Origin of the sequence: Archangium sp. (assembly GCF_036388035.1) — a bacterium.
In the GTDB taxonomy this organism is placed as follows: domain Bacteria; phylum Myxococcota; class Myxococcia; order Myxococcales; family Myxococcaceae; genus Archangium.
This window is the reverse complement of the sequence record NZ_DASVSO010000305.1, coordinates 1-13139: the sequence shown is the minus strand read 5'-3', so window position 1 is coordinate 13139 and position 13139 is coordinate 1. Positions and strand designations below refer to the sequence as shown.

Annotated in this window: 11 protein-coding genes and 1 pseudogene; 6 read left to right on the top strand and 6 right to left on the bottom strand. The window is 70.8% G+C overall.

Annotation, left to right across the window (positions count from 1 at the left end; genetic code table 11):
• From VF697_RS12720 to VF697_RS12710, 3 genes and pseudogenes are all read right to left on the bottom strand, one after another.
• Nucleotides 1–224, bottom strand: a pseudogene (locus VF697_RS12720) (MBL fold metallo-hydrolase); the annotation flags it as partial.
• A 126-nt stretch (nt 225–350) separates the two neighbouring features.
• Nucleotides 351–2762 carry a hypothetical protein gene (locus tag VF697_RS12715; RefSeq protein ID WP_331094681.1) on the bottom strand — a complete coding sequence of 804 codons (2412 nt, stop codon included), beginning with the start codon at nt 2760–2762 and terminating at the stop codon, nt 351–353.
• A 56-nt stretch (nt 2763–2818) separates the two neighbouring features.
• Entirely contained in the window at nt 2819–3301 is a 483-nt protein-coding gene (locus VF697_RS12710; protein ID WP_331094679.1) for a hypothetical protein, read from the bottom strand.
• Nucleotides 3302–3505: 204 nt separating this feature from the next.
• Between VF697_RS12710 and VF697_RS12705 the strand changes: the two genes are divergently transcribed.
• Complete coding sequence (locus VF697_RS12705; protein WP_331094677.1) at nt 3506–4054, top strand: hypothetical protein; 549 nt, start codon at nt 3506–3508, stop codon at nt 4052–4054.
• Here VF697_RS12705 and VF697_RS12700 read toward each other — a convergent pair.
• Nucleotides 4041–5903 (bottom strand): hypothetical protein, encoded by a 1863-nt coding sequence (locus VF697_RS12700; protein WP_331094675.1) that lies wholly within the window; start codon nt 5901–5903, stop codon nt 4041–4043. The two genes, VF697_RS12705 and VF697_RS12700, sit on opposite strands and share 14 nt — an antisense overlap.
• Nucleotides 5904–6175: 272 nt before the next feature.
• Between VF697_RS12700 and VF697_RS12695 the strand changes: the two genes are divergently transcribed.
• The 3 genes from VF697_RS12695 (at nt 6176) to VF697_RS12685 (ending at nt 9967) form a co-directional block, all read left to right on the top strand.
• Complete coding sequence (locus tag VF697_RS12695) at nt 6176–7288, top strand: LuxR C-terminal-related transcriptional regulator (RefSeq protein WP_331094673.1); 1113 nt, start codon at nt 6176–6178, stop codon at nt 7286–7288.
• Nucleotides 7289–7367: 79 nt separating this feature from the next.
• On the top strand, nt 7368–8549 hold the full coding sequence (locus tag VF697_RS12690; RefSeq protein ID WP_331094683.1) for a metallophosphoesterase: 1182 nt from the start codon (nt 7368–7370) through the stop codon (nt 8547–8549).
• Nucleotides 8546–9967, top strand: coding sequence for a hypothetical protein (locus VF697_RS12685; protein ID WP_331094671.1), 1422 nt, complete (start codon nt 8546–8548; stop codon nt 9965–9967). Before VF697_RS12690 ends, VF697_RS12685 begins: the two co-directional genes overlap by 4 nt.
• 16 nt (nt 9968–9983) lie before the next feature.
• Here the strand turns inward: VF697_RS12685 and VF697_RS12680 are convergent, their stop codons facing one another.
• Together VF697_RS12680 and VF697_RS12675 are read right to left on the bottom strand one after the other, a co-directional pair.
• On the bottom strand, nt 9984–11120 hold the full coding sequence (locus tag VF697_RS12680) for a tetratricopeptide repeat protein (protein ID WP_331094669.1): 1137 nt from the start codon (nt 11118–11120) through the stop codon (nt 9984–9986).
• 15 nt (nt 11121–11135) lie between these two features.
• Nucleotides 11136–11333 carry a hypothetical protein gene (locus tag VF697_RS12675; protein ID WP_331094667.1) on the bottom strand — a complete coding sequence of 66 codons (198 nt, stop codon included), beginning with the start codon at nt 11331–11333 and terminating at the stop codon, nt 11136–11138.
• A gap of 149 nt (nt 11334–11482) precedes the next feature.
• Here VF697_RS12675 and VF697_RS12670 point away from each other — a divergent pair, with 149 nt between their 5' ends.
• A complete protein-coding gene (locus VF697_RS12670) occupies nt 11483–12847 on the top strand; it encodes a sigma-54 dependent transcriptional regulator (protein WP_331094665.1) in 1365 nt (454 codons plus the stop codon).
• Between the two features lie 3 nt (nt 12848–12850).
• Nucleotides 12851–13139: protein kinase domain-containing protein (locus VF697_RS12665; RefSeq protein ID WP_331094664.1), on the top strand; the 289-nt coding region annotated here is incomplete at its 3' end.

Below are 13139 nucleotides of genomic sequence, written 5' to 3'. Positions count from 1 at the left end.
TTGCCGAGCGCATCACGAATCTTCGGCACCAGCGGCGCGAACTGGTCGTCCACGATGAGCACGCCATCCGGGCCCACGGAGGCGCCGATGTTGCCGCCCGCCCCCTCGAGCATGTGGACGTTGCCGGCCACGGGCGTGGATTTCACCTGCACCTTCGACAGATCGTCGAATTGGGCGAGCGCCACGCCGGGAAGCAGCAGCGCGGAGAGAAGGAGCTTCTTCATTCGGGACCTCCGTTCGAATCGGGAGGGCACCCACCATAGCCGCCCACGGGAACGGGATGGAACCAAGCTGGGGCGATGCGGCCGGGCGGGACAGCGAGGCCCTCACCCGGCCCATGATGGAACCTTTTAACAATCACCGCCCCTGAGGGCTGTCGGGCTTACGGTGGTAGTGGTGATGGTGCAGGACGTCTTCCCGTACAGACGAATGCGACCCGCGGCACCGCCACCGCCACCGCCACCATTGACGCCAGTGCCATTGTCACCATTGGCGCTTCCACCTGTCGCGCTGCCCGTGCCGCCATGGGCTCCACCCGAGCCTGAATCGCCCCCCGTGGCCTGGAGGAAGGAATCGGTGGGCCCATCCGTACCGTCCTCGCCCGGCGCCGAACCTCCGGCCAACCGGCCGCCCTGACCACCGCCACCACCCTGCGCGGTCAGCTCGGCAAGCGCCCCCACGGAAAGAGTCGCGGCTTCGAAGTGCAGCCCACCGCCACTCCCTCCTCCACCCCCTCCTCCCGCTTCGGTCGTCGTCGCCTTGCCACCCATGCCACCGCCTCCGCTGACGCTCACGGTGTCCAGCACCTGCAGCGTTCCGGCGACGGAGATCTGCAAGGCGCCGCCCCCAGCGCCTCCCACTGCCAGCGTCGTGTTGACCCGGCCGCCGTTTCCGCCCTGGCATCCCCCGTACAACGGAACGAGCGCGTACGTGGACCCCACTGCGGCGCCCCCCGGACCGCCCGTCGAGGCGGTCGTTTCACCCCTCCCACCATTACCGCCCACGGTGCCGAAACCACCACCACCTCCACCACCAAACGTCGCTTCCCCACTGCCCACGAGACCGGGGCTCCCCACCCGAGAACCGCAGGAGCCCCCATTTCCACCAGCACCGGGGACATCCTTCACGGCGTTCGCGAGAACCTTCCCGTTGAGCGTGGCGTTTCCATACACCGCCAGGATGACGGGACGCTCGCCCACGAGCCGCAACGTCTTGCCCGAATTGATGTCGAGCTGCTTCATCGACACGATGACCGCGAAGGGCGCGCCTGGAGCCGATTGATGCAGTCGCGTGGGGGGAGAGGGAGGCGTCTCGGTGCATCCCGCCGACACGCTCCAGCTGAGGGTCGTCGAGTCGAAGGTCGTCGTGTCGCAGGACAACGTCACAGTGGGCAGGTTGGCGATCTGGGCAGCCGAGAGCGCATCCGGATCGAAGTTGCTCGGGACATATGGGAAGGCGCTGCACTTACCGGTTCCCGGAAGGCATGTGCCCGATTGAGACGAGCCCAGGTTGCACACCTGCCCATCCTTGGCGGGGTTCGGTGAGTAGAGGCAGCCGCCGTCACCCGCACATGCAGTCGCGCCGTTGAGCTGGCAATCGTTACCACCCGTGCAGGCATACGGGGTGCTCTCGCACGCGCCCGCGTTGCACTGGTCGGAGTGGGTACAGGAGTTGCTGTCATTGCACGGCGTGCCCGCATCGAGATTCGGGTAGGTGCAGCCTCCGTCCGCCTCGATACATGTCCCCAGGCTGGCGGAACACTGGTTGCCCGCGCCCGGGGTGTTGCATACCTTGGGCGTCCCCACGCACGCCCCACTGCCATTGCAACTGTCCGAGAAGGAGCAGGGCGAGTTGTCGTTACACGCCGTGCCCGCCCCCAGCGGGGCGTAGTCACAACCGCCATCGGCGGTATTACACGTTCCCGTGGTCTTGAAGCACTGCCCCGGCCGGTTGTTGCACACCACCGCAGCCCCGGGAACGCAGCTTCCCTGGGCGTTGCACGTGTCGTTGGTGGTGCAGCCGTTCCCGTCACTGCACGCCTGGCCCGCGACGATGGGGTAATTGCAGGTACCGGTGCCGCAGGAGCCAGCGCCCCGGCACGTCCCCGGGGAATTGCACGCATTGTTGCAGCAGATGCCCGCCACGCAGAAACCCGACTTGCACATGGTTCCGCCCTGACAGGCCTCCCCGTTGAGCTTCTGCGCGCATTCCGGAAGCTTGTCGCAGTTGAAGTCACCATCGGGATCTGGGGTCAAACCGCACTCCCGCTTCGCCCCCGGATGGATGTTGCTCGCGGTGTCGTTGCAGTCCGTGTCCTGCTGGATGGCGCTGTCATCCGACTCGGCGATGTACCCATCCCCATCGGTATCCCGGGCCTTGAGCACGATGGGCTCCGGTGTCACGAGCCCCTTGGCGGGCAGCGTCACCGAGGCCAGACCGCGCGTCTCGACCGGAGTGCCGCCGCAGTCCGCCGTGGAGTAGGAGGCCACGTCGATCTTCAGCTCCTGGCTCCACCCCTTCTCGCGGAACACGGCGATGCGCACCGTGCGGTCCTTGGGGTCCGAGTGCTCCACCAGCTTGTCCTCTTTCAGGGTGTCGGAGCTCGTGTTCGCCTCCGGTGCCTTCGCATCCGCGACGGTCACCCGGAGGCACTTGGGGACGTAGCCCTTGTACTGCACCGACAGATCCACCGCGCTGGCCGTTTCTTTCTTCGAACAGGCAGCGAGGAGGAGGAGGCACCCGACAATCCATGCGCGACGCATGGGCGGAGAGCCTACCCCAGCCCCGGGCACACGTCGCGCCTCCTCCCCTCCCGGGCTCAGCCCCGAGGCGGCTGCTGCGCCCCGGGCTCCGTCACCGGCTGGGGCGAGGGCTCCGTCGTGGGCTGAGGCGCGGGCTCGCTCTGGGGCTGCGTGCCGGGCTCGCTCGCCGGCGGCTGCACGGCCTCGGACTCCGGCGCCACCGGCTGGAACGCATAGCCCGCCACGCCCTTGGGCAGCAGCACCTCCACCAGCGGGTTCTCCGCGAACAGCTCCGACGACACCGGCAGCCGGAGGAGGCCCTCCGCGTCACTCGCCACGTTGACGCGCCCCCGGCCCGTCGTCAGCAGCACCCGCGCTCCAGGAATGGGCCGACCCGTGTCCGGCTCCACCACGCGCAGCATCACCTGCTCCACGCCCGCCCCCTTGCTCCGGGCAACCTCGGGCGGCAGCACCTGCCGGTAGTACGGACGCAGCGCGCAGGCCGACAGCACGCCGAGGCACAGCAGGGCAACGCACAGCAGGGGATGCTTCGGGGACATGGTTCGCTCCATCCGGGCAGGCAGGGGCTCGGGGGAGGCGCAGCATACCGATCAGCCATCGGCCGCCAAGCACCGTCACGCCCGCCCGGATGCCCGGCCTCCGATGGAGCCGCCGCCCCTGTCTCCCATCGGAAGACGTCGCATCTTCAACGTCATCAGCATCATCGGCGGAGCCTTCCGCCCCCACCCCTCGGGAGAGCACGCATGTCCGACATCACCGACAACCAGGGTCCCCAGCCGAGAACCCGCCGGGAGATCCTCGAAGACCAGCAGTGCGAGCGCGGCGTCTGGGGAGGCCGTGAGGTCCACGCCACCGCCAGCGAGCCCCTCCCCGACATCCAGGAGACGGGCTACCAGGGCGTCATGGTGCGCGAGACGCCCACCCACGGGGTGGAGATCAAGCACCGGGGCCTCGTCATCGGCGCCTTCACGATGGTGTTCATGAGCACCCTCCTCTTCTTCGCCCCGTTCCTCAACTCGCTCATGGCGGGCGCCTTCGGAGGCTTCTTCGCCAAGCGCTGGGGCCGCGCTTTCGGCGCGGCGGCCATCGCCTCGGTGGCGGTGCCGGCGATCTTCGCCTTCTTCTACGGCTTCTTCGACACGCCGGACTTCTACAACCTGTTCTATGGCCTCGGCTTCGGAGGCTGGACGGCGCTCCACGTCGTCGGCCTGCTCATCGGCACCGCCAGCGGGGTGTACTCGCGTCCGCTGGCGGAGCGACGGGGCCTCCGCCGCGAGGTCACGGTCCTGTAGCGCCCGCCATTCGCGGCACCTCGGTCCGGCGGGACTCGAAGCGCAGATCCAGGACGCTGGCCCCCTGGGGTCCTCCCAGGAAGTGGAAGCTCCCGCCGGCCAAGTTGTTCGCGGGGATGGACGTGGAGAGCACCAGGTCGGCGGGGTCGCCCTCGTCCGCGTCCCACACGCGCACGAGGAGCTGCTCCGTCTGCTCCACGTGGAGGTTCACGCGCGTCGGTGACCAGGACGCCTCGTAGCTGTCCGCCACCACCGGGCCCCGGTAGATGACCCGGCCGCCCTGCTCCAGCTCGACGTAGACGTCCGGCGCGCCGTCGCGGGCCTGCTCGTCCTGGTAGTCCCCGGGGCGCACCACGGCCTTCACGCCCGTCAGGAGGAAGCCCCTCGTGCGCGGCGTGGGCATCGAGAAGTCCTGCGCCAGGTTGGTGCCATCGCCCAGGGGACGCAGCCCCGCGAACATGCCGTCCGCCCGACCCGAGGCCGGCGCGGTGGCCAGCTCCAGCGCCGCGATGGACTGCCGGGACAGCTCGGACTCCCCGCGCTGCACCAGCTCGCCCAACGCGACGCTCACCACGCCCACCTCCTCCGCCGACATCCCCTCGCCCTGCACCACGTGGAAGACGAGGTTGCGCTCGTCGTAGTGGTTCGTCGCGATGACGAGCTCCGGGTCGTCATACACGGCGTAGAGGCTGTTGCGCGTGGGCGTCATCAGCCGCTCGCCCGAAGGCGTCGTCACGATGACCGAGAGCGTCGGACGGTTCTGCGCCGGCATCCGCTCGGCCGCGCGGATGAGGTGGCGCCACGCCTTCGCGCTGTCCCCGCCAGCCACCGCCCCCATGCCGCGATCCAACAGCCTCGCGAGGAAGGGGTTGGCCGGGCCCACCCAGGGGCGCCCATCCAGCCGCGTGGGCATCACCAGCACCGAGCGGAGGCGGATGGCGTAGGGGCGGATCTCCACCCGCTCGAGCTGCGCCGCCGCGGACCCGTCCCGGTCCCGGCCCGACTCCACCGCCTGACGGTAGCCCGCCGCCGAGCTCACGAAGTCCCGACGCGCCAGCGCCGACTCGCCCTGCGCCATGCCCCCCGCGTAGCGCACCAGGGACTCCGCCCGGCCGCCCGACTTCATCCGCAGGGCCTCCTCATACCTGTCCCGCGCCTCCGCCCAGCGCCGCTGCGCGAGCGCCGCGTCTCCCTCCCCCGCCAGCCGCTCGTACTCGGCCGCCAGGTGCTGCTCATACTCGGCCTCGACGAGCGCGAGCCTCGGCTGCCAGCTCGCGTCCAGGGGCACCAGCATGCGCAGCAGCGTGAGCGAGTTCGCGTACGCCTTGAGCTGGTAAAGCCGCTCCGCCTCCGCGCCCGCGAGCCCGATGATCTCGCCCCGCGCCTGCGACGCCTGCTGGACCACCTGCGGGTCGTTCGACAGCGCCGTGGCGCGCTTGAGGAAGCCGAAGGCCTCGGGGAACTGCTGGGTGCCCGCGGCCGAACGGGCTCGCTGGATTTGATCCAACGCCATCGAGCGCGCCGCGTCCGCGCGGAAGGTGGCCAGCTCCGGGTTTGCGGGCTCGATGCTCAGCGCGAAGTCCGCCTCCTCCAGCGCGCACTGCCACTCGCCCATGCTCGCGCAGGTGTGTGCCCGCTGCGAGGCCGCGACCACCGCCTCCTTCCGGGCCCGCTCGAACTTCTCCTTCAACACCGGAGACTCGGGCTCGCTCATCAGCGCCTCGCGGTAGGCCGCCAGCGCCGTCTTCCAGTCCCCCACCGCCGCCGCCTTGTCCCCGTTCTTCTCGTGAGCCACGCACGCCGACAGACACAACAGCAGCACGACCGCGACCCGGTTCATCCGATGCATCGTCATTCCTCCGCTGTGGCCTGTGTAGCACTTCAGCGCGAGCCGCGTGACCCGGCCCCGGTCTCCCAGAGTCGGGCCACGCGGCCCCGCGAGCCAAAAAGACCCCTCCCCCCCGAGGAGCCCATCCCCAAGCCTCCCGCCGTTGGCCGGAGGGATTCCATACGGGAAAGTCCGTAGGCGGCCCTACCTCCCACGTTGGCGCTCCGCGTCAAGACCGACTCCCTTGGCCTTCCCACGAATCCAACGCTTATAGTCCGATCAGCTTGGAACCCATGAATTCACAGGATCAACGGCTTCTGGAGGACCTCCGCGCGCTGATCGACGTGGTGGAGCCAGGCAAGGATGTCCTCCCCCTGCTGGTGGAGGCGCTGCGAGAGGCCCTGCACGCGGAGCGGGGCCTCATGTATGGCGTGGACGTGGGGCCCAAGCAGTACCAGACGAGCTTCGCGCACAGCGCCGGCTTCCCCTCGGACATGCCGTCCACCCAGCCGTACCTGAATGGAATCCTCAGCTCGCTCAGAGATCCCTGGGGGTACTTCAACCCCGCTCGACCCGAGCCCGCCCAGCGCAACCGGGTGGTGCAGTTCATCCCCCTGGAGCAGGCCGCGGCCCCCACGGCGCCCCCACGGGACGAGCGGCTCGCGCCCTGGCGGAAGCTCGGTATCAGCCCGGAGGAGCAGGCCCGGATGCAGGCGCGGCTCCGCTCCTCCTTGGGCACCGCCCTGCGGCACTGCGGGATAGACCAGATGGTGTACCTGCGGGTGCTCGTCTGCGAGGACGCGACCATGCTGGGGTGGACAGGCGTGATGCGCTCGGAGCCCTTCGAGGAGCGGGAGCAGCGCCTGCTCCGTGAGCTCACCCCGGCGCTCCAGCGGCGGCTGATGCTGGACACGCGCCTGCGCGAGGCGGGGCTGCTCAACGCCGCCCTCGAGGTGGCGCTGGATGCGCTCGGCCAGCCGGCGTACGTGGTCACGGCCACCGGTCGCGTGGCATACGCCAACAGCTCCGGGAGGGCCCAGGTGGATCAGGGCCACGCGCACGTGGCCGAAGCCGTGACGCGCTATGCGCGGGGCGAGCCCGTCGGCGAGGAGTTCTCCATCTCCCCACTGCGCATCACCGGGACGCCCTCGTACTACCTGGCCATCGAACGGAGCGCGACCACGCGGACCTCCGCCCGCGTGCGGACGCTGGGCGCCCACTGGAAGCTGACGGCGCGGGAGACGGAGGTGCTCGGGCATCTCATCCGAGGCGAGTCCAACAAGGCCATCTCCGTGAGCCTGGGCTGCGCGGAGCGCACCGTGGAGGTCCACGTCACCCGCATCCTCGCCAAGGCACAGGTGGAGAGCCGCTCGGCGCTCATCGCCAAGTTCTTCCTGGTCTCCTGAGCGGGGCGGGCAGGCGGGCAGTGGAAGACACCTGCCCGTGACGGAAGCGGCGCCCCGGAGTCGGCGGGACTAGGATGCCCTGGTGAGCACCTCCCGCATCCAGGCCGCCCTCGCCCGCGCCTCCGAGGTCGCCGCCGGTGGCCCGCACTCCACGCCGCCCGACGGCCAGCCCCGCACCCGCCACCTCGCCATTGGCGACCCGCAGGCGGACATCACCCGCTTCTTCGCGCTGCTCGACCGTCAGGGCGTGCTGGGCCCCAATGGCCGGCTGCGGCCGGAGGTCCAGCTCATCTCCGTGGGAGACCACTTCGACTGGGGCAAGGCCTCCGAGCGCGCCGAGGTGGCCGCGAGCGCGTTGCGGCTGCTCGCCTGGATGGCCTCGCACCCGGCGGACCAGGCGGTGCTGCTGCTGGGCAACCATGACCTCGGGCGGGTGGGCGAGCTGGCCGGCTTCACCGACGCGCGCTTCCTCACCGCCCAGGCGGAGGCGGACCCCCTCTACCGGGGCGACGACACCGACCCGGCCGCGGAGCGCGAGTTCCTCTCCCGCTACCCGGAGGTGCCCAACGTCGAGCTGATCGCCCGCGACTTCGGCACCTTCCGCGCGGAGCAGCGCGAGTGGGTGACGTGGCTGCTGCGCGCCCGGCGCTTCCGGGTGGCGCACGCCGCAGCGGAGGACCTGCTCGTCCTGCACGCGGGCGTCACGCAAGAGGACCTGCGCGTGGTGGGGCTGACCGAGGCGCGGTGGACGCATGCGCCCACGGTGGCCGACACGCTCAACCAGGTGCTCGACACCGCCGTGGCGGCCTGGAAGGAAGGCCCCTTCTCCATCCCCGGGCTGCACCAACCCGGCAGCGCCGCGTACGGCGAGGGCCGAGGCATCTTCTACCACCGCCCCAGCCTGCGCCCCGAGGACGCGGCCCACCGCACCGCCACGCCGCGCCGCCGCTTCGACCCGCACCGGCTGCCGCTCGGCCTCACCCAGGTGGTGGGCCACACGCGCGACAAGCGCAGCCGCGAGCTGCTCTCGCTGCCCCTGGAGGAGATGCGGGACGGCGTGGTGCGCCACCTCGTCACCGATGGCTCCACCCTCCACTACCGCCCCGGTGCGCCGCCTCCGGCCCGCCCCGGCGAGGCGGTGCTCGTCTTCACCGACGGCGGCATGCGCGAGTCGCCGTTGGAGCTGTTCGAGCTCTTCGACCTCGACACCCGCGCGCCAGCAAAGCCGCTCGGGGATGTGCCCCAGGGAGAGCAGCGATGAGGCGGACGCGGAGACTCGTGGGGCTGGCGCTCGCGGGGGCCCTGGTCCTGAGTGGCTGTGCCGGACACGCACGCGCGGGAGCTGGTGGCGCTCCGGCGGAGGCGGAGAAGCAGGCGAACCGGGAGGCTCGGGAGGCCGAGGCCCGCCTCGCGGAGCACTCGGAGTCGAGGGGACAGCAGACACCGGAGGAAGAGCAGGCGGAGCGTGACGCCTTCGCCCAGCGTGCCATCCAGGCCCTGCGCGCGGCCGGCGAGACGCGGGACATCCACTACGACGCCGCGGGCTTCCTGCTCCGCCTCGGCTCCAAGACGGGCGGGAACGCGGATGACACGGTGTTCCTGGGCAACTTCTTCGACGAGTACCTCGCCACCGCGCCGGAGCAACAGGAGGAGGTGCTGTCCCGGCTCACCCGCGTCCGCGCCATGCCGACGCTGCCGAAGACGTTCGCCGAGGTCCGACCCAACCTGTTGCCGGTGGTGCGCGGGCGCGCCTTCTTCGAGCAGCTCTGGCTGGTGGTGAAGGGCGGCCCCGACACGTCGGCCCCCGTCTCCTGGAAGCCCGTGGACGGGTTCCTCGGCGCGTGCCTGGCCTTCGACGGGCCAGACACCCTGCAGTACCTCGGGCCCAACGAGCTGGCGCGCTGGGGCGTCTCCTTCGACGAGGCCTTCACCGTGGCCCTGGAGAACCTGCGCCAGCGCAGTACGGAGGCCCTCGAGCAGCTCACCCCGGGCACCTGTCTGGCGCCCTGGGAGGACAGCTACGCGTCCTCCCGCCTGCTGCTCGACGAGGTGGTGCGCCGGTGCAAGGTGCGCGGCACGCCGGTGGTGCTCGTCCCGCATAGGGACCTCCTGCTCATCACCGGCTCCGAGGACGAGGACGGGCTGCGCCAGGTGGCCACGCGGGCCCTGCGGGCGGTGATGGCCCCGCGTGCGCTGGACGGCCGCGCCCTGCGCCTCACCGCCTCGGGCTGGGTGCCCTTCATGCCCGAGCGGCTCAGCAATGCCTGGGCGGACTTCCGCAAGCTGGAACTCTTCACCCGGACGCGCGACTACGAGGAGCAGACGCGGCGGCTGGAGAAGCTCTACGCGGAGAAGGGCGAGGACCTCTTCGTGGCCGCCTACACCCCGTACCAGGACGAGCGCGGACGCAGCATCAGCTACGCCGTCTGGTTGAAGGGCGTGGACGCCCTCCTCCCGAGGGCCGAGGTCATCTTCTTCATGGACCCGGCGCTCGGCGAGGAGGCCCCGCCGGTGGGCATCGCCCGGTGGGAGGACGTGGCGAAGGTGGCCGGGGACATGCTCGTGCCGGTGAAGGGGCTCTACCCGGAGCGCTACCGGGTGAAGGGCTTCCCCACCGAGGAGCAGCTCGCCGGGTGGCAGAACGACCCCGGCGACCTGTTCGACGAGGACGGGCCCTGACGCGGGGCCCGTCCCCTCACTTCGCCTTCACGTCCGCCAGCTTCTTCTCGAGGGCGGCCACCTGGCGCGGGGAGGCCTGCGCCTCGGAGAGCGTCTTGGCGTAGGCGAGCGCGTCCTCCAGCGTGCGCACCGCCGCGTCCCGCTCCCCCCGGGCGAGGTGGATGTCCGCCCGGTCCGAGAGGACGCGCAGCCGCCGGCCCCCCTGCACCTTCGCCAGGGCCCGGGTGCTCGCGGCCAGCGCATCGTCCAGCCGTCCCAGCCTCCGGTAGAGGTTGGCCAGGCGCGCGGGCGGGTTGTAGTCGTCCGGCAGGTCCCGCTCGCTCTGCTCGAGGGCCGGCACCACCCGCATCAGGTCGCCCAGCACCATCGCCGAGGCGATGCGGTGCGAGTCGAACACCGTGCGCGCCTCGGGCGTCGGGGCCCTGGCGGCCTCCCCTTCGAGGAAGGAGAGCCACTGCCCGGCGAGCGCCTTCGCCCCGGCCTCGTCCTTCGCGGCCTGACGGGCCTGGACCAGCACGTCGTACACGCCCGAGCGGTCATCCACCGGCATGGTGATGGACGGGGAGAGCGCCTCACGGGCCTTCTCCTCCAGCGAGGCCCTCAGCTCCTTCGCGCCCGAGGTCTCGTCCGGCACCTGCAGCGCGCAGGTGAGCCCGAGGGCCGCCGCGTTCGCCCACGAGGGCGAAGGGGGCACCCGGGGCAGCTCCGCCAACGCCGCGCGGGCACAGGCCTCGTACCGCTTCGCCCCGTACTGCGCGACGAGGAGCGACTCCAGCGCGCGGCCACGGCGGGACCAGTCCGCCGGAGCCTCGGCCAGCGCCTGGACGAGCACGTCCGCCGACTCGGCGGCCTTGCCCTCGCCGTAGAGGGCATCTCCGCGCGCCAGCAGCCCCTCGGGCCCCTGGGCGACTCCGCGGTATGCGCGCTCACCGTCCTCGAAGAGCCTCTCGAGTTGGGGGACGGTGGCGCTGCCCGCGAAGCGCACGAGGGCCTTCTCCTCCCTCGGATCGATGATGAAGAGGGTGGGCCAGTTCTCGACCGGGTATTTCTCCAGGAACAGCGCGTTACCAGGAACGTCCGTGTTGAGCTCGAGCCAGACGAACCGTCCGGCGTGCCGCGCGAGCGCCTCGTCCGTGAAGACGAAGGCGCGCATCGAGCGGCAGGTGTGTCACCACGGGGCCCAGGTATCAACGAAGAGGGGCAATCCTCTCGACTTCGCCTCCGACAGGGCACGCGAGTAGTCATCCTCGATGAACGGCAGGGGGGCCTTGGCGTGCGCGGCCGGCGACTCGGAGACAGCCGAGGTGCGCGCGGCGGTGCAGGCCACCAGGCCCATGACGAGCAGGCTGGAGATGGGCAGTCGCATGGGCCCGGCACCCTACTCCGAGGGCAGGCAGGGGAGAAGGTAACTCCTGCGCGCGGGGGCCACGGGCAGTGCGGTATATTACGGACCTTCCCCCTCCGAGCCCCGTCCCTGCGTCCCTCGGAGAGTCCCTTTCCTTGACCGGTGAGCACGTGAGCGGCCGAGTCCTCCTCATCGACGACGACCCGAGCATGGTGGAGTTGCTGGAGGCGCGCCTCAGCCGGCGCGGCTTCACCATCACCTCCCAGACCGACCCCCACGCGGCCCTGGCGCTGCTGCGGGAGCAGCCCTTCGACGTGGTCCTCACGGACCTCAACATGGAGGGGATGAGCGGCACGGAGCTGTGCGAGCGCGTGGTGGCCAACCTGCCGGACCTGCCGGTGGTGGTGGTGACGGCCTTCGGCAGCATGGAGACGGCCGTGGCCGCCATCCGCGCCGGCGCCTATGACTTCATCACCAAGCCGGTGGACGTGGACGCGCTGGTGCTCACGCTCAACCGCGCCGTGCAGCACCACCACCTCAAGGGCGAGGTGGTCCGTCTGACGAAGGTCGTCACCGAGTCCCAGCGCTTCGCGGGCCTGCTCGGCTCCAGCCCGCCGATGCGCAAGGTGTATGACCTGCTCACGCGCGTCGCGGACTCGGACGCCACGGTGCTCATCAACGGCGAGAGCGGCACGGGCAAGGAGCTGGTGGCGCGCGCGCTCCACGAGAAGAGCCGGCGTGCCTCGGGGCCCTTCGTGGCCGTCAACTGCGCGGCCATGCCCGAGGCCCTGCTGGAGAGCGAGCTGTTCGGCCACGCCAAGGGCGCCTTCACCGACGCCAAGTCGGCGCGCTCGGGCCTCTTCGTGCAGTCGCACGGCGGCACGCTCTTCCTCGACGAGGTGGGCGAGATGCCCCTGGGCCTCCAGCCCAAGCTGCTGCGCGCCCTGCAGGAGCGCGTGGTGCGCCCGGTGGGTGGGGACCACGAGGTGTCCTTCGACGTGCGCGTGGTGGCCGCCACCAACCGCGACCTGGAGGGCATGGTGGAGGAGGGCCGCTTCCGCGAGGACCTCTACTACCGCCTCAACGTGGTGCAGATGGAGCTGCCGTCGCTGCGCTCGCGCGGCGGGGACATCCTCCTGCTGGCCCAGAACTTCATCGAGCACTTCGCCGCCCGCGCCAACAAGCGGGTGACGGGCCTCAACGAGACCGTGGCCGAGCGGTTGATGAGCTACAGCTGGCCCGGCAACGTGCGCGAGCTGCGCAACTGCATCGAGCGCGCCGTGGCCGTCACCGTCACCGAGCGCCTCGCGGTGGATGACCTGCCAGAGAAGATTCGCGCCTGGCGCCCCTCGCACGTGGTGGTGGCCAGCGGAGACCCCTCGGAGCTCACCACCCTGGAGGAGGTCGAGCGCCGCTACATCCTCCGCGTCATGGAGGAGGTGAAGGGCAACAAGTCGCTCGCCGCGCAGATTCTCGGGCTGGACCGCAAGACGCTCTACCGCAAGCTCGACCGCATCAAGGGCTCGGGGGAGTAGCGCATGGCGGCGGACCCCTGGCGGGGGCGGGTGGTCGCCGGGCGCTACCAGGTGACGGGGAAGCTCGGCCGCGGTGGCATGGGAACGGTGTACGAGGCCGAGCAGCTCGGCCTCGAGCGCTACGTGGCCCTCAAGGTGCTGCACCCGCATGTGGCGAAGACGCCCGGCGCCGCCGCCCGCTTCCAGCGCGAGGGCCAGCTCATGGCCCGGCTCAAGCACCCTGGCGCGGTGCACGTGCTCGATTACGGCACCGATGGGGAGGACCTCTACCTCGCCATGGAGCGGGTCTTCG

What these genes read in the sequence shown, in the direction of transcription:
- VF697_RS12715 (WP_331094681.1), bottom strand. Translation starts at nt 2,762, where the DNA reads ATGCGTCGCGCATGGATTGTCGGGTGCCTCCTCCTCCTCGCTGCCTGT.
- VF697_RS12710 (WP_331094679.1), bottom strand. Translation starts at nt 3,301, where the DNA reads ATGTCCCCGAAGCATCCCCTGCTGTGCGTTGCCCTGCTGTGCCTCGGC.
- VF697_RS12705 (WP_331094677.1), top strand. Translation starts at nt 3,506, where the DNA reads ATGTCCGACATCACCGACAACCAGGGTCCCCAGCCGAGAACCCGCCGG.
- VF697_RS12700 (WP_331094675.1), bottom strand. Translation starts at nt 5,903, where the DNA reads ATGCATCGGATGAACCGGGTCGCGGTCGTGCTGCTGTTGTGTCTGTCG.
- VF697_RS12695 (WP_331094673.1), top strand. Translation starts at nt 6,176, where the DNA reads ATGAATTCACAGGATCAACGGCTTCTGGAGGACCTCCGCGCGCTGATC.
- VF697_RS12685 (WP_331094671.1), top strand. Translation starts at nt 8,546, where the DNA reads ATGAGGCGGACGCGGAGACTCGTGGGGCTGGCGCTCGCGGGGGCCCTG.
- VF697_RS12680 (WP_331094669.1), bottom strand. Translation starts at nt 11,120, where the DNA reads ATGCGCGCCTTCGTCTTCACGGACGAGGCGCTCGCGCGGCACGCCGGA.
- VF697_RS12675 (WP_331094667.1), bottom strand. Translation starts at nt 11,333, where the DNA reads ATGCGACTGCCCATCTCCAGCCTGCTCGTCATGGGCCTGGTGGCCTGC.